Source organism: Escherichia sp. HH091_1A, from assembly GCF_030295175.1.
GTDB classification, from domain to species: Bacteria; Pseudomonadota; Gammaproteobacteria; order Enterobacterales; family Enterobacteriaceae; genus Escherichia; species Escherichia coli_F.
The window spans coordinates 4,018,556-4,037,859 of sequence record NZ_AP025747.1; the positions used below are offsets into that span (position 1 = coordinate 4,018,556).

Consider the following 19,304-nt stretch of genomic DNA (forward strand, 5'->3'; position numbering starts at 1 on the left):
ATAGCCTATGCCAGCACACAAAAAGTTTTGGGAAAAAAACTTTCTTGTAACGTGGGGTCGCAGGATTATAGAGAAGTCGGGGTCAAAGATCGACCCCTTTTTGTGATTTGTGGCAGGTTTTAACCCGCCAAATGCTCGCGCTTCAGATACTCTTCGCTTTGCATCTCTTGCAGACGTGACAGGCAACGCTGGAACTCAAACTTCAGCCGATCGCCCTGATAAATTTCATACAGCGGCACTTCTGCACTCACCACTAATTTGACATGGCGCTCGTAAAACTCATCCACCAGCGCAATAAAGCGCCGCGCTTCGCTCTCCATCAACCGCGTCATAACTGGTACATCAAACAACATGACCGTGTGAAAGAGGCGTGAGAGCGCAATATAGTCATGCTGACTACGGGCGTCGACGCACAGCGTAGTAAAAGAGACCGCCAGCGTCTGGTTCTCGACGCCCATTGTCGCCAATGGCCGATGGTTGATTTCTAACGTCGGTGAATTTTCTCGTTTCGCCCCCGCCAGCGCCAACCACAGTTTGTCCATTTGCGTCCGGGTTTCATCGTTGAGTGGCGAAAGCCACAGGTGCGCCTGAGTGAGCGTACGCAGTCGATAATCAACACCGGCGTCCACGTTCATTACATCACAATGCTGTTTAATGGCATCGATTGCAGGCAAAAAACGCGCACGTTGCAGGCCATTTCGATAAAGTTCGTCCGGCGGAATATTTGACGTCGCTACCAGGGTAATACCGCGGGCGAACAGGGCTTTCATCAGGCCGCCAAGTAGCATGGCATCGGTAATATCAGAAACAAAAAATTCGTCAAAACAGAGCACGTCAGTTTCTGCTTTAAAGCGATCGGCAATAATTTCCAGCGGATCGGTCTGCCCCTGCAAAGCAGTTAGCTCTTCATGTACCCGCAGCATAAAACGGTGAAAGTGCAGACGCTGTTTCCGCTCTCCCGGCAGGCTTTGATAGAAAAGGTCCATCAGCCAGGTTTTCCCGCGTCCTACCCCGCCCCACATATATAAGCCACGCACTGGCGTATGCTTTGTGTCTTCGCGTTTACCCCACAGTTTACCGACCCGCGCCATTAGCCCACTCGTCCTGGGGGCTGGAGGCGTGCTATTGATGAGTTCCTGATAAATAATTTCCAGGCGGCTGACGGCCTCTTTTTGAACGTCGTCGGGTTGATGGCTGCCTTCATTGAGCGCCTTCAGGTATTGCGATGTTGGGGTAACGCTTTGCATGATCTTATTGTTATTCCTTGAATAATCGGTGCGCCGTTGTTCACGGTTGACGAAAAAAAGGCCGTTCTACACTACGCGATATGCAGTCGGGATTCCACTTCTGTGGAATTAACGGTTATAGTGGCATAATCAGCCGCAGGCATGGAGCCTGAAGCCAACACCCTACGGAAACAAAAGACAACGGGAGATGTTCATGACCTGGGAATATGCGCTAATTGGGTTAGTCGTCGGCATCATTATTGGTGCTGTGGCCATGCGTTTTGGTAATCGTAAACTACGCCAGCAACAGGCGTTGCAGTACGAACTGGAAAAGAATAAAGCTGAACTGGACGAGTATCGCGAAGAGCTGGTTAGCCACTTTGCCCGCAGCGCGGAATTACTGGATACCATGGCGCACGACTATCGCCAGCTGTATCAACACATGGCGAAAAGCTCCAGCAGCCTGCTGCCGGAACTGTCTGCTGAAGCAAACCCGTTCCGTAATCGTCTGGCAGAGTCTGAAGCCAGCAACGATCAGGCACCGGTGCAAATGCCACGCGACTATTCTGAAGGCGCGTCAGGCCTGCTGCGTACTGGCGCGAAGCGCGACTAATTTATTTTTCGGGCGCAGCCATTGCGCCCTCCTCTTCTTTCCCTCCCCCGACTATCATTTAATCTGGTGTCTCATTGTTAGCCGTCTGAAAATTCAATAACATCAAACTGTTTTGAATCTCTTTTCTTATCATTCAGGTACGAGAGCAGGAATAATGAAAAAACAAACCCAGCTGTTGAGTGCATTAGCGTTAAGTGTCGGGTTAACTCTCTCGGCGTCATTTCAGGCCGTTGCGTCGATTCCAGGCCAGGTTGCCGATCAGGCCCCCCTCCCCAGTTTGGCTCCAATGCTAGAAAAAGTGCTTCCGGCAGTGGTGAGCGTACGAGTGGAAGGAACGGCCAGTCAGGGACAGAAAATCCCGGAAGAATTCAAAAAGTTTTTTGGTGATGATTTACCGGATCAACCTGCACAACCTTTCGAAGGTTTAGGCTCCGGTGTCATCATCAACGCCAGTAAAGGCTATGTGCTGACTAACAACCATGTGATTAATCAGGCACAGAAAATCAGTATTCAGCTCAATGATGGGCGCGAGTTTGATGCAAAACTGATTGGTAGCGATGACCAGAGCGATATCGCCCTGTTGCAAATTCAAAACCCGAGCAAATTAACGCAAATCGCTATTGCCGACTCCGATAAATTGCGCGTCGGTGATTTTGCCGTGGCGGTCGGTAACCCATTTGGCCTTGGGCAAACCGCCACCTCTGGCATTGTTTCCGCATTAGGCCGCAGCGGGTTGAATCTTGAAGGTCTTGAAAACTTTATCCAGACAGATGCTTCCATTAACCGCGGTAACTCCGGCGGTGCACTGTTAAACCTTAACGGTGAGTTAATTGGCATCAACACTGCAATCCTTGCGCCTGGCGGTGGGAGCGTCGGGATTGGATTTGCCATCCCCAGTAATATGGCGCGAACACTGGCGCAGCAGCTTATCGACTTTGGTGAAATCAAACGCGGTCTGTTAGGCATCAAAGGCACCGAGATGAGTGCCGATATCGCCAAAGCCTTCAACCTTGACGTACAGCGTGGCGCGTTTGTCAGCGAAGTGCTGCCAGGTTCTGGCTCGGCAAAAGCGGGCGTCAAAGCGGGTGATATTATTACCAGCCTCAACGGCAAACCACTGAATAGCTTTGCTGAGTTGCGCTCTCGTATCGCAACCACCGAGCCGGGCACGAAAGTAAAGCTCGGCCTGCTGCGTAATGGCAAACCACTGGAAGTAGAAGTGACGCTCGATACCAGTACCTCTTCGTCAGCCAGTGCTGAAATGATCACGCCAGCGCTGGAAGGTGCAACGTTGAGCGATGGTCAGCTAAAAGATGGCGGCAAAGGTATTAAGATCGATGAGGTTGTCAAAGGAAGCCCAGCTGCTCAGGCAGGCTTGCAAAAAGACGATGTGATCATTGGTGTCAACCGCGATCGGGTGAACTCGATTGCTGAAATGCGTAAAGTGCTGGCGGCAAAACCGGCCATCATCGCCCTGCAAATTGTACGCGGCAATGAAAGCATCTATTTGCTGATGCGTTAATGTCGTAAACCGGGCATCAGGCTGACGTGTGATGTCCGGTTAACTCGTGGTATGCTGCTGTCGTTCCCTTTTTTAATGACGCCTCCATCATGTTTGTGAAGCTCTTACGTTCCGTTGCGATTGGATTAATTGTCGGCGCTATTCTGCTGGTTGCCATGCCTTCGCTGCGCAGCCTTAACCCGCTTTCCACTCCGCAATTTGACAGTACCGATGAGACGCCTGCCAGCTATAATCTGGCAGTTCGCCGCGCCGCGCCAGCGGTGGTTAACGTTTACAACCGTGGTTTGAACACCAACTCTCACAACCAGCTTGAGATCCGCACCCTGGGATCCGGTGTAATCATGGATCAACGCGGTTATATCATCACCAATAAACACGTCATCAACGACGCCGATCAGATCATCGTCGCCTTACAAGATGGACGTGTATTTGAAGCATTGCTGGTGGGATCTGACTCTCTAACCGATCTGGCGGTACTTAAAATTAATGCCACTGGCGGTTTACCTACCATTCCAATCAATGCACGTCGCGTACCGCACATTGGTGACGTGGTACTGGCGATCGGTAACCCGTACAACCTCGGGCAGACCATTACCCAGGGGATTATTAGTGCCACGGGTCGAATTGGTCTGAACCCGACCGGGCGGCAAAACTTCCTGCAAACCGATGCTTCCATTAACCACGGTAACTCTGGCGGCGCACTGGTGAACTCGCTGGGCGAACTGATGGGCATTAACACGCTGTCGTTTGATAAGAGTAACGATGGCGAAACGCCGGAAGGCATCGGCTTTGCGATTCCTTTCCAGTTAGCAACCAAAATTATGGATAAGCTGATCCGCGATGGTCGCGTGATCCGCGGCTACATTGGTATCGGCGGACGTGAGATCGCACCACTGCACGCGCAGGGCGGTGGTATAGATCAACTGCAAGGGATCGTGGTTAATGAAGTGTCACCTGACGGCCCGGCGGCGAATGCGGGTATACAGGTCAATGATTTGATTATTTCGGTGGATAACAAACCGGCCATCTCTGCTCTGGAGACGATGGATCAGGTGGCGGAAATTCGCCCTGGCTCGGTGATCCCGGTTGTCGTGATGCGTGATGATAAGCAGTTAACGCTGCAGGTCACCATTCAGGAATATCCGGCAACCAATTAATTCGTGCGCTCAAAACAAAAAACCGGAGTCTGTGCTCCGGTTTTTTATTATCCGCTAATCAATTACTTATTAACGAACTCTTCGCCCAGGGCGATATCTTTCTTCAGCGTATCCAGCATACCTTCCAGCGCGTTCTGTTCAAATGCGCTCAGGGTGCCGATAGATTTACGCTCTTCCACGCCGTTTTTACCCAGCAGCAGCGGTTGAGAGAAGAAACGTGCGTACTGACCGTCGCCTTCAACGTAGGCACATTCGACAACGCCTTGTTCGCCCTGTAGTGCGCGAACCAGAGACAGACCAAAACGTGCAGCTGCCTGGCCCATAGACAGGGTTGCAGACCCGCCACCGGCTTTCGCTTCAACCACCTCAGTACCCGCGTTCTGGATACGTTTGGTCAGATCAGCCACTTCCTGCTCAGTAAAACTAACGCCAGGAACCTGTGACAGCAGCGGCAGAATGGTAACACCAGAGTGACCGCCAATTACCGGCACTTCAACTTCGCCCGGCTGTTTGCCTTTCAGTTCCGCAACAAAGGTGTTGGAACGAATGATATCCAGCGTAGTAACGCCGAACAGTTTGTTTTTGTCATAAACTCCGGCTTTTTTCAGCACTTCAGCAGCAATCGCAACTGTGGTGTTAACCGGGTTAGTGATAATACCAATGCACGCTTTTGGGCAGGTTTTCGCAACTTGCTGTACCAGATTTTTCACGATGCCGGCGTTAACGTTAAACAGGTCGGAACGATCCATACCCGGTTTACGCGCTACACCTGCAGAGATAAGAACGACATCTGCGCCTTCCAGCGCCGGAGTCGCATCTTCACCAGAAAAACCTTTGATTTTCACAGCAGTAGGGATATGGCTCAGATCGACAGCCACACCGGGAGTCACTGGAGCGATATCATACAGAGAGAGTTCTGAACCTGAAGGCAGTTGGGTTTTTAACAGTAGTGCAAGCGCCTGGCCAATACCGCCAGCAGCGCCGAGGACTGCGACTTTCATCCTAAACTCCTTATTATATTGATAAACTAAGATATGTTGCTCCGCTGCCGCGACCTTAATCCACAAAATTGCCGTTTACAATGACCACATCTCAAGAATGTGTAGTCACGCAAGTTTAGCGTTTATGCATTTAATTGCCGTAATCAGGAACCTAACTTACGTAATTAACAGTCGCTTATGCATTAGCGCAACATTCCAACAGGTGGTGACAATATACCCTACCGTTCAGCCAAAACAACATCAATTTGATAACAATTAATTTACTTTTAAGCAGAATTTGCATGCCGTGACGCAGGCATGTTTCTCAATAACGAAATTTGATAAAATCCCGCTCTTTCATAACATTATTTCAGCCTTCTTCAGGGCTGACTGTTTGCATAAAAATTCATCTGTATGCACAATAATGTTGTATCAACCACCATATCGGGTGACTTATGCGAAGCTCGGCTAAGCAAGAAGAACTAGTTAAAGCATTTAAAGCATTACTTAAAGAAGAGAAATTTAGCTCCCAGGGCGAAATCGTCGCCGCGTTGCAGGAGCAAGGCTTTGACAATATTAATCAGTCTAAAGTCTCGCGGATGTTGACCAAGTTTGGTGCTGTACGTACACGCAATGCCAAAATGGAAATGGTTTACTGCCTGCCAGCTGAACTGGGTGTACCAACTACCTCCAGTCCATTGAAGAATCTGGTGCTGGATATAGACTACAACGATGCAGTTGTCGTGATTCATACCAGCCCTGGCGCGGCGCAGTTAATTGCTCGCCTGCTGGACTCACTGGGCAAAGCAGAAGGTATTCTGGGCACCATCGCTGGCGATGACACCATCTTTACTACCCCTGCTAACGGTTTCACCGTCAAAGACCTGTACGAAGCGATTTTAGAGCTGTTCGACCAGGAGCTTTAATCTCTGCCCCGTCGCTTCTGGCGGCGGGGAAAATGTTGCTTTTCCCTCTCATCCCCCTGCTTTCTCCTACGATTAATTTAACGAATAGTGCGTTTTAGCGCGACATATCATTCACATAATGAATACATGAGTTAAAAAAGCACATTATGCAAAATTCATTATCTAATTGAAAATAATAGAATTAATAATAAATAACCGTGTTTTTAATTCTTTTTTGTTATTAAAACTCACACTTTTAACACTTAGTATCAACTGAAACAGTTAGTGTGGTATTAATTAGTTCAATAATTAGTGTATACTTGATTTTGTGATATGGGTCACGAAACAAAGGCCCAGCTAAAAGATTATGTCGAGGTAAAAATCATGAAAATCAAAACCACTGTTGCTGCATTAAGCGTACTTTCTGTTCTCTCTTTCGGTGCATTCGCTGCCGACTCCATTGATGCTGCACAAGCACAAAATCGTGAAGCAATCGGGACCGTATCCGTAAGTGGTGTGGCGTCTTCGCCAATGGATATGCGTGAAATGCTGAACAAAAAAGCGGAAGAGAAAGGCGCAACGGCCTACCAGATTACTGAAGCTCGTAGCGGTGACACCTGGCACGCTACGGCTGAACTGTACAAATAAACCCTCATCGTCTTGTCCGACGATATTGCCCCCGGTTCGGGGGCTTTTTTTTGCGCTAATGACGAACATTAAAACGCAAATGCCCTTCCAGCTCTTCCTCTGCCTCATCAAACAGCAATATTAACGCGCCAAAACGGCGACGCGTTTTCTCTCCCAGATGAACAAATTCAATCTCAAGTGGTAGCGGCAGGACATCGTTCATTAACACATCCCATAGAGAGTCGAGATCGCGTACTTTATCTTTTGCCAGACCAAAGGTTTGGCTAAAGTCGCGATAAAAATCCTCCTGACTCTCAATCTCATCAAAATCAAAGGTATAAATATTCATCTGTTGCCACCGTCACGTTTCGCGGCGAGTTCTGCCGTTCATTGCTAAGTATAGCCATGAAAAAACCGACGCTTTTGGCGTCGGTTTTGACTTAACTATCGGTCAACGCATGTTGATACTTATGGAGCATACCCGTAAGCCGATGTACTGGTTCCGTCACCTGCGGTGGCGCTTGCCAGATGCGTAGCTTTTCCTGGTAGATTTCCAGTTCTTCCAGCAACTGGCCAAAGTACCGACGACGTTTATCATCGCTACGGGCAGATATCACATGGTCTGCTGTGCGGCGCATTTGCCGGTGAAACGCCGATAAATCCTCGTTAACCGGGATCGGCGCATCACGCAGGCGCTGGTGCGCGATAATCATCGTCAGTGCCAGGCGAAATTTCGGCAAATCCCCTGGGAACTTATTCATCAGCAAAAACAGCTGCTGATAAAGTGCCGGGAGGTGATTCTCTTTACGACGTGCCACATTGGTAGTCATCGCGGAAACAGCGGCAGAAACAAACTGATTAAGCAGTACACGTCCAGTCCTGTCGCGCGATTTATCCCGCACCAGCAAAATAACGGTGAACGCGAGCACACAGCCGACGATTTGCCCTAATGCGCTGTCGAGAAACTGACTGAAATGGAAAGTCATCGGGTTATCCAGCACGATAATGTTTATGGTGCTGGCCAGCGCCCCCATCGAGCCCAATCGCCGTTTCTGTACTTCAATGCCAAGGAAGAATCCCAGCACTGCCAGGCTAATACACAGCAATAACATGCTTTGTTGGGTATTAGGGATAATCACCAAAAAGTAGAGTAGCCCTAACGGCAGCGCCGCCAGCGTCCCATAAATAAAGTCGATCGCCACCATGCGTGGATTCGGCAAACGCATTGCCAGTGACGTCACTACCGCAATCATCACCATTGCACCACTGCCGGAAGTCCAGCCCGTCCACAGCCAGAAAAGCGTCCCCAGAATGCAGGAAAGTGTGGTTCGCCAGAAGTTAACCATCGCATGATGACGTTCGGCTGACTCTACTTTGACTTCCGGTTCGCCTTGCAGGATCTCTTCTTCAGTAGCGTTGATTTTTGTGTTACTGATAACGCCGCGCTTGAGAAGCTGATAACGCGTTGCCGCCGCGACCCAGCTATAAATGGTGACAGGCGTTTCCCGTTCCCCGGTCCAGGCGATAACTCTCCGCAGGCGTTTGAGCTGCTTGTGGACGTCCTGCGCGGTTTCTACCGGCGTGTCAAAAAATTCGCGGAAAGTATCAGTGATCAATTCCGGGCGCGTATTCTGAATAAGATAAGTTTCGCAGGATTGGGTAATCAGCGTCAGCGATAGCGTATTGATCGCTTTTAAACGTCGATTGGCCCGCGCCCAGCGGGAAGATTCCATATTCAGGTTGCTGCGCATACCTTGTAACGCCGTGGTGCGTCGCACAAGATCGCCCCAGGCTTTATCGACAACTTCACCATCGCCATGCTTGATACAGAGTTGCATTAATTGATATTGCGCGACCAGCAAACTTTCCAGCTCTCGATCCACTTCTTGTTTGATCGATCGCGGAGAAAAGAGCAAATCCGCCATAATTGCACACACAATACCGATAACGATCTCGCTACAACGTTCGACGGCAAACTGCGGCGTAAGAAGCGGTTCCGGCTGAATGGTAATCACAATGATCAGCGCGGTATAACCAGCCAACCCCCACGCATAGGAGTTTTCTATTCGTACCAGCGAGGAAATCCAGGTACAAAAACCGGCCCAAATACAGCACACCAGAATCATCAATAATGGTGCGCGGATCATCGCAATGATGATCACCAGTCCGGCAATACAGCCAATAAATGTGCCGATGATGCGCAAAAAGCCACGATAGCGAATAGCGCCAGAATACGGTTCACCTCCCGCAGCAAAGGCCGGACCGGCGGCAACAATCGCCGCTGTCAGTACCGCCCAGCGTGGCGTTTCCAGCTGGAAGTGAAAGCCAACAAACAGCGCCAGTACAATGGCGGTCGCCAGTTTTACCGCAAAGCGAATATGTTGGTTAGCAATGGAGAAAATACCCATCGTGATTAACCAAACTCACGCAGGCGATGGGCCATTTTACGGAAGAACGAATCCTGGCTTTCGTCGCGATCTTGTTTGCCAGTGACCACCACTGTAGCAGTGGTGCCCGCAGGCCAGATGTTCTCTTGCTGGTTGTCGAGACGAATACGAACCGGAACACGTTGCGCCAAACGCACCCATTCAAGGTTAGAGTCGATGGTCGCCATCCCTTTGTCGTCACGCGTGCTGCTGGCGTTGGTGACCCCAGCAGCAACACTATCAACAGTCCCTTTCAGCACTTTGTTACTGCCAAGCGGCGTGATCTCTGCACGATACCCAGGGCGCACCCCTTCCAGCTTAGTTTCTTCCATATAGGCCAGTACATAGAAGGAGTTCTGTTTCACCAGCGCAACCGCCGTTGATCCACGGGTAATAAACTCACCGGTATAGACGTTGAGGTTGGTCACCCAGCCATCTGCTGGCGCGCGGATCACCGTGCGTTCAAGATCCAGTTTTGCCAGATCGCGGGTCGCCTGCGCTTTCGCTAACTGATGCAGAACCGTTTGTAGTACGTTGTTGGCCTGATCGATCTCTTCGCGAGACATCGCCTGCACACCGAGACGGTTACGACGTCCGGCCTCCTGGCGTTTCTCCTGTGCCAGTACCTGATAATAAGCAACATCGGCTTGCGCTTCCTCAAGCGCCTTTTGATAACGCGGCTGGTCGATGGTGAACAGTACCTGTCCTTTTTTCACCAGCTGGTTATCATGAACATTCACCTGGGTAATGAGTCCAGAAACGTCCGGCGCGATCGCAACGACGTCAGCGCTAAAGCGCGCGTCACGCGTCCACGGGGATTCGGTGTAATAGACCCAGGCATTAAAAATTGCGATGAAGGCCAGAATGACTAATACGACCGTGATGGCCGTACGGGAGAATTTTCTTATTAGTGTTTTCACTTCAACCTCAAACGAACAGTCGCGATATCAAATAAAACAAGCAGCAATAGAGCGCGGTGTTGAACAACGCCGGATGCCAGACAAAGTCGTAGATACCTGTTGGCACAAGTACCCGGCGCACCAGCCAGAAAATCGCCAGTGATAAAAGCAATTCGAAAAATATCGGTGGGAAGGACAGCCCAAACACCACGATAACGGGAAACAGACTCATGTTGACCTTGGTTGTATAGAGAGAGCAGGCGTTATTATTTTCAGCATCTGTCGCCGCAGAGAAGGGCATGGAAAGCCGGGCGAGAGCAACATTGCTGTAGATTGATATTTAATATATTAACGTAACTGTTATGCTGTTATCTATATTATGTGATCTAAATCACTTTTAAGTCAGAGTGAATAATGGAACGACTAAAACGCATGTCGGTGTTTGCCAAAGTAGTTGAATTTGGCTCTTTTACCGCCGCCGCCAGACAGCTACAGATGAGCGTTTCGTCCATCAGTCAGACGGTGTCAAAACTGGAAGATGAGTTGCAGGTAAAGCTGTTAAACCGTAGCACACGCAGCATTGGCCTGACCGAAGCCGGTAGAATTTACTACCAGGGCTGCCGTCGGATGCTTCATGAAGTGCAGGATGTTCATGAGCAACTGTATGCCTTCAATAACACCCCCATCGGGACGCTGCGCATTGGCTGTTCTTCAACTATGGCACAAAATGTTCTCGCCGGGCTAACAGCCAAGATGCTGAAAGAATACCCAGGTTTGAGCGTTAATCTGGTTACCGGAATTCCTGCCCCCGACCTGATTGCCGACGGTCTGGATGTGGTGATCCGCGTCGGCGCGTTGCAAGATTCCAGCCTGTTTTCCCGCCGTCTGGGCGCGATGCCAATGGTGGTGTGCGCCGCAAAAAGTTATCTCACACAATACGGCATACCGGAAAAACCCGCCGATTTAAGTAGTCACTCATGGCTTGAATACAGCGTGCGACCCGACAATGAATTTGAACTGATCGCACCGGAAGGGATCTCGACTCGCCTGATCCCGCAAGGGAGATTTGTGACTAATGATCCGATGACGCTGGTGCGCTGGCTGACTGCAGGCGCTGGGATCGCCTACGTGCCGCTGATGTGGGTGATCAACGAGATCAATCGCGGGGAACTCGAGATCCTGCTACCACGTTACCAGTCAGATCCACGCCCGGTTTATGCGTTATATACCGAAAAAGATAAGCTGCCGCTGAAGGTACAAGTCGTGATCAACTCGCTAACGGATTATTTTGTTGAGGTCGGTAAATTGTTTCAGGAGATGCACGGGCGCGGGAAAGAGAAGTAGTTCATGTGCGGAGGCCGGATAAGGCGTTTATGCCGCATCCGGCAACCAATGCCTGATGCGGCGCTTACCTGCCTGGATAGATTACGCGGTACCGCCAACAGTCAGGTTATCAACTTTCAGCGTTGGCTGGCCCACGCCAACCGGTAAACTTTGCCCTTCTTTACCGCAGACACCCACGCCGTTATCCAGTTTCAGGTCGTTGCCCACCATCGAAATCTGCTGCATGGTTTCGATACCGGAACCAATCAACGTTGCGCCTTTCACCGGTTTAGTTACTTTACCGTTTTCAATCAGATACGCTTCTGAGGTGGAGAAAACGAATTTGCCGGAGGTGATATCCACCTGACCGCCACCAAAGTTCGGTGCATAGATACCGTACTCAACGGATTCAATAATTTCCTGCGGGGTCGATTTACCCGGCAGCATATAGGTATTGGTCATACGCGGCATAGGCAGATGAGCGTAGGATTCACGGCGACCGTTGCCAGTCGGCGTCATGCCCATCAAACGCGCGTTGAGTTTATCCTGCATGTAGCCTTTCAGAATGCCGTTCTCAATCAGCACGTTGTACTGGCCTGGCGTACCTTCGTCATCAATCGCCACCGAACCACGGCGATCGACCATCGTGCCGTCATCAACCACGGTACACAGTTCAGAAGCCACCAGCTCCCCGACCTGACCACTAAAGACCGAAGTACCACGGCGGTTGAAGTCGCCTTCCAGACCGTGACCCACCGCCTCATGTAACAGTACGCCCGGCCAACCTGCGCCAAGTACTACCGGCATGGTGCCCGCTGGTGCAGCAACGGCAGAAAGATTGACCAACGCCATACGCACTGCTTCTTTTGCCCACGCATCCGCACGGACTTCACCGTCGAGATCGGCAAGGAAGAACTCATAACCAAAACGACCGCCGCCACCACTGGCACCGCGTTCGCGTTTGCCATCTTCTTCGACCAAAACGCTCACGGAAAGACGCACCAGCGGACGAACATCCGCCGCTAGCGTGCCGTCGGTGGCCGCAACCAGAATTAATTCATAGACACCACTGAGGCTGGCAGTCACTTCCTGTACGCGCTTGTCCGCTTCGCGGGCAACCTTATCGACGCGACGCAGGATATCCAGCTTCTCTTCACGGCTCATGCTTTGCAGCGGATCTACCGAGGTATACAACGGGCTATGCTCTACCGCGCCCAGCGTCTGTACTTTGCCATCACCACTATCACGGACGATGGTGCGCGCCGCTTGCGCACTCTGTTCCAGCGCCAGCAGGCTGATTTGGTCAGCGTAAGCAAATCCGGTTTTTTCACCACTGATTGCACGCACGCCAACGCCCTGATCGATGTTGTAAGAACCATCTTTAATAATGCGGTCTTCTAAAACCCAGGATTCGTGATAGCTCGACTGAAAATAGAGATCGCCATAATCAAGGCGACGTTCGGCCAGTTGACCGAGGATCGCGAACAAGTCCTGATGTTTCAGGCCGTTCGCCGCTAGCAATTGTTCACTTACCAGGTTCAGACTCATCGTTTTTGCTACTCGTTAGTTACTGCAGTAGAGGATTTTTTACGGCTGCCGGATGCGGCGTGAACGCCCTGTCCGGCCTACGGTTATGTTCCGGCTCGTTGGCCTTTGGCAACGATTATCATATGAGATTGGGGCAATTACGCGCCCTCGTCAAATCATTGCGCTTTTTCTTTACGCGGTTGGCGCAACACTTCGTTGATTTGCGGATCGTCCAGCGGACCCGAAATGTGATAGCGCAAAATGGAGACTTTGCTCCACAGCGGCCCCAGCACTTTACTGGCTGCAAATACTGCCGCTCCAACAATGGGGTTAACCGCAAAAGCCGCAGCCACGCCCACCGTCGCAGAAATCTCTGGTGCGACAACCGCTTCCATATTCAGGTCGCGACGTACCAGATTTACCGACCCTTTCATGGCGATATCCGCCTCCAGGCCATCCACCAGCGTGTCGTCGGTGTGCATAACGCCGTCTTTAATCCACGCGGTGCTGCGAATGGAGTCAAAATAGAACCCTTCGCCAAAAGTGTCTCTGAAATCAAAACGCAGCTTACGCATCAGGGCATCTACGCTCAATAAGCGCAGCAATTGCCCGGCATGTCCGGTATTGATTTCGGTAATTTCGCCTTTACCCAGTTGAGTATGAATGATGCCATTCAACGTCGCCTCATCTGGCTGCCACGGTGCTTTACGCCAGTGTAAATCGTAATCCACATTAAATGACGACTGCCGTATGGGCGTCGTGACACCAAAAAATTCTGCGGCGGCATCAATTTTCTGCCCGCGCAGTTTTCCTTTCAGCGAGGTACGTTCATTCCCCGGATTGTTAACCCATTCACCATCGGCAGTGAGCCGCGAAAAACCAGTATCAATCAGTCCATTGGTCAGCGTTAACGTATCGCCAGAAATAGTGAGATCACTGTCAATACGACCGAATTTTTGCCCCCAGAACCAGCACTCTGCGCATCGTATTTGTGCGTCTGGCCAGCCACGGAAGTTAATGCGCTCCGTTGTCGGGAAAGGTGATGACGGCGTTGAATCACCACGAGTTTTCGCCTCGCTCGGGTTGTAATAAAGATATTTGATATTCGCCAGCCACGGCGCGTTATTACGCATCGCCAGCGTGGCGTTGATTTCACGCCCTTGCGCCTCAACCTGGGTGCCATTTGCCGTCGGTTGCGAAACAATACTCAGATTATTCCATTGCTGATTTCCCAGCGACAACATAGGCGTACGTAACGTTATGTGTTGTGGGAAACTCGCTGCACCACCGACACTCTCCGCCGCACCTTTCTGGAACAGGGCCAGCCACTCGGCACCATTCATCGGCGGCATATTGAGTTCAACACCACTTTGTTCCGGCAACGGCGGGAGCGTTTTACTGTCTGCCGCCCAAATAGCACGGTCGAGCGTCAGCTTTTGACCAAGCAACCAGCGGCTATTGAAATGGTTATCCGCACCAGCCTGTCCGGTTAAATCAAAACTGTTGAGATTGCCATCAACCTTAACGTTTACCGGCAGTGGTTCACCCGCAGGTTTGGCTAACGGTGAAGGTAAGTGACTGCTCACATTCTTCAAATCGCCGTTAAGCTCTACGTTATACGTCGCGCCAGCATGATAAGGCAGCTCAATGCCCACTTTACCATCCCACGCCACGCTGCCACTTAATGCTTCGTTCACCGCTGCAGGCAGAACGCCGGTTTTCGCTGGTTGCCAGTTACCGTTGAGATTCACCGCGACCTGGTAGGCTTTTGCCCCTTCTTTGGTGGAAAAATCCACGTTCAACGGCTGATTAAACCAGTTCGCTGTCAGTGGTTCACTTTGCAGATCGCCATTGATAAAGCTGAATTTACCGCTCAAATTTTTCAGTGTGCTATCAAGCGGTTTGATAAACAGACTGTTGTTACGCAGCGTCACTTCACCTTTCGCGGTAACCAGTTCGCCGTTTAGCGGAATATCGAGATGTAAGCGAGCATTCACATCGCCGTCGAGCTGGAGTTCTTGCAGGGTCGCACCCAGGGAATCTTTCAGCGGTGTCTCATCAAAGTAAGGGCCAACGGCTTTACCCGGACCTTTAATGTCAGCGTCAATCAGCAGTTTTTCTTTTGAGTAGTCAGGGATCACTGCGGTGAGATTACTCGCGCGCACGCCGCCCAGATTAACGCCATCGGTTTTCATCCATAAACCGTCGTTAATAAAGTCCAGTTCAATATCAAGGTTAGTTAATGCAGGCCAGTCCGGCTGGAAGGCAAACTTCGCGTTGCGCAGCGGCACCAGCACTTCAAACTGACCTTCGTTGTGTTTATAGGGGAAGAGTTGCGGATTGCCACCATAAACCAGCGTCGCGTTATCCGCTTCACCGCCCTGAATCGCGCCACTTAAGTAATCAACCAGGTCTTTACCCATCAAGTTTTCCGGGAAATAGCGCCAGGCTTGTGAACCATCATCGGTACTGATGCCAGCCAGAATACCCAGCCAGGGTTCATCGTTAGCAGGTTGCAGGTAACGAAAACCGCCGCGCGCATGGACGGCTTTGGCTTTAACGTCAATATTACGCCCATCCAGCTGGAAACCTTTGTCATTGTTCAGCCAGCTTATCGTAGCCTGGCCGTCTGCGATTTCCAGTGGCGCACGGAATACCGTTTCGTAAGGCATCTTTGCCTGCTTCATCGACGCGGTAAGCAAACCATTTTCTACGCTGCCGGAAAGCGTCCCGGAGAAGTGTTCCGCACCCGGTAATAATTTCCATTGCTTCCAGGCCAGATCGCTCCACGATGCCTGAAAACGGGTCTTGTCTGCCGCCTGAAGCGGGATATCCAGCGCCAGAGTGTTAATCTTGCCGCTCGGTTGTGTGGAGCGCCAAACATCACCAAGTGCAGGTGAAAGTTTCGCGGCCAGCGGGCGTACGCCCTCCAGGCCTGCCAGCTCCAGATTACTGGCGCGAATCCGGAGTTCGTCACTGCGTTTATTGTCTTTGCCGCCAACGTTCTGTTCCGGTATCCAGGCCAGCGTCAATGCTCCGCTCGGCCAGGGTTTGCCGTCCATCGTGATCCGTGTGTCGGGAATAGAGAACTGCCAGCCCGGGTTTTCACGCGTAATATGCGCGGTAAGATTATCCACCGACAGCGTATGCGTTTGCTTCTCGCCCAACCAGCTGGCACCGCCCTGTTTCAGCCAGACGTCACCGCCGGTTACATCGCCTTTGTCGATCGTCATCCAGCCTTCAAGGGAGAACTGTGCCGTTTCCAGCGCAATATTGTCCTGCATCCATTTACCGAGCCACGGCTTCAGGTCGATGTCATCCGCCTGGAGCCAGACGCGACCATTGCTTAACAACCCCTCATCATCGCGCAAATCCATGCGCACCTGCATCACGCCGTGCTGTCCGGTAAGGCTGGAGAGGCTTACCAGGCCTTCCGCACGGTGTCGACGTGGATCGTTCAGCCAGGTGAGTTGTGGGATCGCCAGCTCGGCGCGCTGACCGGATGGCGTCAGGAAACTGACTTCACTGTCGCGGAGATCGAAATGGTCGAATTGACGAAGAAACAGATCGCTGATGTGACTGGCTTCCAGGCTATCATTACCACCACCGCTGGTGATAGGAGTGTTGGTGCGAAAGCGCAGCTGCCAGAAAGTGAGATCACGAAACTGCCAGCGCATATGTAACAAGCTTTGCCAGACATCCAGCGCCAGAGTAACGCGTTTAACCGAAAATTCGCCGCCATCTTTTAGTTCTGCACGGATGTCGTGCGCTTCAAGCGTCGGGCCAAAATTCTGCCAGCTGGCTGAGAGCTGACTGGCTTCAACCGGCATGCCAGTCGCGGATTCTATTTTGTTGAGGATTTCCGGACGCCAGGCGTCAAGATGCGGTAAAGCAATACGCAGGCCGCTAACCAGCAGGGCAGCGATCACAACGAGCGCGGCTCCAGTAAGCAGTAAAATCCCCGGCAATCGCCTCACCCGTCACTCCTTGTCTGCTAAAAATGTGACTCAAAAACCCTTTGCCGGATGGCGGCCCAGCATCTGTTTACATCATTACGACGTCAAACTGCTCCTGGTTATAGAGCGGTTCAATTTGTACTTTAACCTGTTTGCCAACGAAAATTTCCACTTCCGCCAGCGAGTGTGACTCTTCGCCTTTCAAGGCTTCGGCTACTGCCGGAGAAGCATAGACCAGGAAACGGTCGGAATCGTAAGCATGGTGTACACGAACAATCTCGCGCATGATTTCATAGCATACCGTTTCCACGGTTTTCACCGTTCCGCGACCGTGGCAGGTTGGGCATTCGTTACATAGTACGTGCTCAATGCTTTCGCGGGTGCGTTTACGCGTCATCTCCACCAGCCCCAGCGCCGAAAAACCATTAACGCTGGTTTTCACCCGGTCTTTGCTCAACGCCTGCTCCAGCGAATGCAACACGCGGCGACGGTGATCTTCATTATTCATGTCGATGAAATCAATAATGATAATCCCGCCCAGATTGCGCAACCGTAACTGGCGAGCGATAGCCTGCGTCGCTTCAATATTGGTATTGAAAATGGTGTCGTCCAGATTGCGATGACCGACAAACGCTCCGGTATTGATGTCCACGGTGGTCATCGCTTCGGTCTGGTCGATAATCAGATAACCACCGGATTTCAGTTCTACTTTGCGTTCCAGCGCTCGCTGGATTTCGTTTTCGACATCAAAGAGATCGAAAATCGGCTGGCGTCCGGTGTAATGCTCCAGCTTGCTGGTCATCTCGGGAATGTACTCCGAAGTAAACTCCAGCAATGCTTCGTAAGTCAGGCGCGAGTCAACGCGAATGCGGTCCAGCTCGGCGTCAGCGAAATCACGCAGAACACGCTGCGCCAACGCCAGTTCGCCGTACAGCTGATAACGGGTCTGCGGGCGCTTTTTACGCTCCATAACTTTGGTCCAGACACGTTTCAGATAAGCGGCATCGGAAGCCAGTTCAGCCTCGCCAACCCCTTCCGCTGCTGTACGGATGATAAACCCGCCCTGCTCGTCGCAATACTCTGCGACCACTTTTTTCAGGCGTTCACGTTCGGATTCGCTTTCGATACGTTGGGAAACCCCAACATGAGAAGCACCTGGCATAAAAACCAGATAGCGAGATGGCAGAGTGATATCGGTGGTCAGGCGCGCACCTTTAGTACCAAGCGGATCTTTCACCACCTGCACCATCAGATCTTGCCCCTGACGGACCAGTTCCGAGATGTCGCGCACCGTGAATTGCTTTTGCTCTTCACCCGCCACACACTCAGTATGCGGCATGATGTCGGATGCATGAAGAAACGCGGCTTTATCCAGCCCAATATCTACAAAAGCCGCCTGCATACCCGGAAGTACACGACTTACACGACCCTTGTAGATATTGCCTACTATTCCGCGTCGCGCCTCACGTTCAATATGAATTTCCTGCAGAATACCGCCATCAATATACGCCACTCGCGTTTCCGAAGGCGTTACGTTTACCAACAATTCAGCCGTCATGTTTATCCCTTTTCTCACGCAGTGCGTTAAAATTACTTAATAATTCATACGTTTCAACCAGCGGTAAGCCGACTACGGCGTGGTAGCTGCCATTTATCTTCCTGACAAAACAGCCACCCAACCCCTGAATACCGTATGCACCTGCTTTATCTAACGGTTCTCCGCTGGCGACATAGCCCGCGATGTCTTCGTCTGTTAACGTTCTGAACGTCACATCGGTGACCACCAGGCAATCGAGAATGTGCTGACTGTCGGCCAACGCCACTGCCGTCATCACCTGATGGGTCTGACCCGATAGTTTGCGCAACATCTGCGCCGCATGATCTGCGTCGCGCGGTTTCTCCAGCACTTCTCCATTCAGGATAACGATAGTATCCGCCCCCAGCACCGGGAGATCCTGCGCCGTGTGCGTGACACCCGCCTGTGCTTTCTCGCGCGCCAGACGCACAACATATTGCTGCGCGCTCTCCTGCGGCTGACGCTGCTCCTCAATGCCCGTAACAATACGTTCAAAGGTCACGCCAAGTTGCGCAAGTAACTCCTGACGACGCGGAGAACCGGAAGCTAAATACAGAGAAGTCATAG

At 51.4% G+C, this 19,304-nt stretch carries 16 protein-coding genes; 6 read left to right on the forward strand and 10 right to left on the reverse strand.

Annotated features, from left to right (window positions below; genetic code table 11):
• Positions 1-119: 119 nt before the first annotated feature.
• Positions 120-1,247 (reverse strand): cell division protein ZapE, encoded by a 1,128-nt coding sequence (gene zapE, locus QUF14_RS20165; RefSeq protein ID WP_001192341.1) that lies wholly within the window; start codon positions 1,245-1,247, stop codon positions 120-122.
• A 193-nt stretch (positions 1,248-1,440) separates the two neighbouring features.
• On the opposite strand from zapE, the gene zapG reads away from it, so the two are divergent.
• From zapG to degS, 3 genes are all read left to right on the forward strand, one after another.
• Positions 1,441-1,839, forward strand: coding sequence for a Z-ring associated protein ZapG (zapG, locus tag QUF14_RS20170; protein ID WP_001295270.1), 399 nt, complete (start codon positions 1,441-1,443; stop codon positions 1,837-1,839).
• A 154-nt stretch (positions 1,840-1,993) separates the two neighbouring features.
• Positions 1,994-3,361, forward strand: a complete 1,368-nt coding sequence (gene degQ / locus QUF14_RS20175) for a serine endoprotease DegQ (RefSeq protein ID WP_001295271.1) — start codon at positions 1,994-1,996, stop codon at positions 3,359-3,361.
• A gap of 89 nt (positions 3,362-3,450) precedes the next feature.
• Positions 3,451-4,518 carry an outer membrane-stress sensor serine endopeptidase DegS gene (degS, locus tag QUF14_RS20180; protein WP_000497723.1) on the forward strand — a complete coding sequence of 356 codons (1,068 nt, stop codon included), beginning with the start codon at positions 3,451-3,453 and terminating at the stop codon, positions 4,516-4,518.
• 62 nt (positions 4,519-4,580) lie between these two features.
• Here degS and mdh read toward each other — a convergent pair whose 3' ends face one another.
• Positions 4,581-5,519, reverse strand: a complete 939-nt coding sequence (gene mdh / locus QUF14_RS20185; RefSeq protein WP_001295272.1) for a malate dehydrogenase — start codon at positions 5,517-5,519, stop codon at positions 4,581-4,583.
• Positions 5,520-5,953: 434 nt separating this feature from the next.
• Between mdh and argR the strand changes: the two genes are divergently transcribed.
• Entirely contained in the window at positions 5,954-6,424 is a 471-nt protein-coding gene (argR, locus tag QUF14_RS20190) for a transcriptional regulator ArgR (protein ID WP_001257846.1), read from the forward strand.
• Between the two features lie 363 nt (positions 6,425-6,787).
• Entirely contained in the window at positions 6,788-7,051 is a 264-nt protein-coding gene (gene yhcN, locus QUF14_RS20195) for a peroxide/acid stress response protein YhcN (protein ID WP_000695690.1), read from the forward strand.
• Positions 7,052-7,106: 55 nt separating this feature from the next.
• On the opposite strand, the gene QUF14_RS20200 is transcribed toward yhcN, so the two are convergent.
• From QUF14_RS20200 to aaeX, 4 genes are all read right to left on the reverse strand, one after another.
• Entirely contained in the window at positions 7,107-7,379 is a 273-nt protein-coding gene (locus QUF14_RS20200; RefSeq protein WP_001029013.1) for a barstar family protein, read from the reverse strand.
• A gap of 91 nt (positions 7,380-7,470) precedes the next feature.
• On the reverse strand, positions 7,471-9,438 hold the full coding sequence (aaeB, locus tag QUF14_RS20205) for a p-hydroxybenzoic acid efflux pump subunit AaeB (protein WP_000510964.1): 1,968 nt from the start codon (positions 9,436-9,438) through the stop codon (positions 7,471-7,473).
• A gap of 5 nt (positions 9,439-9,443) precedes the next feature.
• Positions 9,444-10,376 carry a p-hydroxybenzoic acid efflux pump subunit AaeA gene (gene aaeA, locus QUF14_RS20210; RefSeq protein WP_000854033.1) on the reverse strand — a complete coding sequence of 311 codons (933 nt, stop codon included), beginning with the start codon at positions 10,374-10,376 and terminating at the stop codon, positions 9,444-9,446.
• 7 nt (positions 10,377-10,383) lie between these two features.
• On the reverse strand, positions 10,384-10,587 hold the full coding sequence (gene aaeX / locus QUF14_RS20215) for a p-hydroxybenzoic acid efflux pump operon protein AaeX (RefSeq protein WP_000051841.1): 204 nt from the start codon (positions 10,585-10,587) through the stop codon (positions 10,384-10,386).
• A 182-nt stretch (positions 10,588-10,769) separates the two neighbouring features.
• Here aaeX and aaeR point away from each other — a divergent pair, with 182 nt between their 5' ends.
• On the forward strand, positions 10,770-11,699 hold the full coding sequence (aaeR, locus tag QUF14_RS20220) for an HTH-type transcriptional activator AaeR (RefSeq protein ID WP_000440317.1): 930 nt from the start codon (positions 10,770-10,772) through the stop codon (positions 11,697-11,699).
• Between the two features lie 81 nt (positions 11,700-11,780).
• Here aaeR and tldD read toward each other — a convergent pair whose 3' ends face one another.
• The 4 genes from tldD to yhdE form a co-directional block, all read right to left on the reverse strand.
• Positions 11,781-13,226 carry a metalloprotease TldD gene (gene tldD / locus QUF14_RS20225; RefSeq protein WP_000055909.1) on the reverse strand — a complete coding sequence of 482 codons (1,446 nt, stop codon included), beginning with the start codon at positions 13,224-13,226 and terminating at the stop codon, positions 11,781-11,783.
• 155 nt (positions 13,227-13,381) lie between these two features.
• The gene (yhdP, locus tag QUF14_RS20230; RefSeq protein ID WP_001253576.1) at positions 13,382-17,182 is read right to left on the reverse strand and encodes an AsmA2 domain-containing protein YhdP; all 3,801 of its coding nucleotides are present in this window, start codon (positions 17,180-17,182) and stop codon (positions 13,382-13,384) included.
• Positions 17,183-17,249: 67 nt separating this feature from the next.
• Entirely contained in the window at positions 17,250-18,719 is a 1,470-nt protein-coding gene (gene rng, locus QUF14_RS20235) for a ribonuclease G (protein WP_000123197.1), read from the reverse strand.
• Positions 18,709-19,302 (reverse strand): nucleoside triphosphate pyrophosphatase YhdE, encoded by a 594-nt coding sequence (gene yhdE / locus QUF14_RS20240; protein WP_000203101.1) that lies wholly within the window; start codon positions 19,300-19,302, stop codon positions 18,709-18,711. The genes rng and yhdE overlap by 11 nt, the downstream gene beginning before the upstream one ends.
• Positions 19,303-19,304: the final 2 nt, after the last annotated feature.

Coding starts and splice junctions, on each gene's coding strand:
- zapE (WP_001192341.1), bottom strand. CDS start 1,247: ATGCAAAGCGTTACCCCAACATCGCAATACCTGAAGGCGCTCAATGAA.
- zapG (WP_001295270.1), top strand. CDS start 1,441: ATGACCTGGGAATATGCGCTAATTGGGTTAGTCGTCGGCATCATTATT.
- degQ (WP_001295271.1), top strand. CDS start 1,994: ATGAAAAAACAAACCCAGCTGTTGAGTGCATTAGCGTTAAGTGTCGGG.
- degS (WP_000497723.1), top strand. CDS start 3,451: ATGTTTGTGAAGCTCTTACGTTCCGTTGCGATTGGATTAATTGTCGGC.
- mdh (WP_001295272.1), bottom strand. CDS start 5,519: ATGAAAGTCGCAGTCCTCGGCGCTGCTGGCGGTATTGGCCAGGCGCTT.
- argR (WP_001257846.1), top strand. CDS start 5,954: ATGCGAAGCTCGGCTAAGCAAGAAGAACTAGTTAAAGCATTTAAAGCA.
- yhcN (WP_000695690.1), top strand. CDS start 6,788: ATGAAAATCAAAACCACTGTTGCTGCATTAAGCGTACTTTCTGTTCTC.
- QUF14_RS20200 (WP_001029013.1), bottom strand. CDS start 7,379: ATGAATATTTATACCTTTGATTTTGATGAGATTGAGAGTCAGGAGGAT.
- aaeB (WP_000510964.1), bottom strand. CDS start 9,438: ATGGGTATTTTCTCCATTGCTAACCAACATATTCGCTTTGCGGTAAAA.
- aaeX (WP_000051841.1), bottom strand. CDS start 10,587: ATGAGTCTGTTTCCCGTTATCGTGGTGTTTGGGCTGTCCTTCCCACCG.
- aaeR (WP_000440317.1), top strand. CDS start 10,770: ATGGAACGACTAAAACGCATGTCGGTGTTTGCCAAAGTAGTTGAATTT.
- tldD (WP_000055909.1), bottom strand. CDS start 13,226: ATGAGTCTGAACCTGGTAAGTGAACAATTGCTAGCGGCGAACGGCCTG.
- rng (WP_000123197.1), bottom strand. CDS start 18,719: ATGACGGCTGAATTGTTGGTAAACGTAACGCCTTCGGAAACGCGAGTG.
- yhdE (WP_000203101.1), bottom strand. CDS start 19,302: ATGACTTCTCTGTATTTAGCTTCCGGTTCTCCGCGTCGTCAGGAGTTA.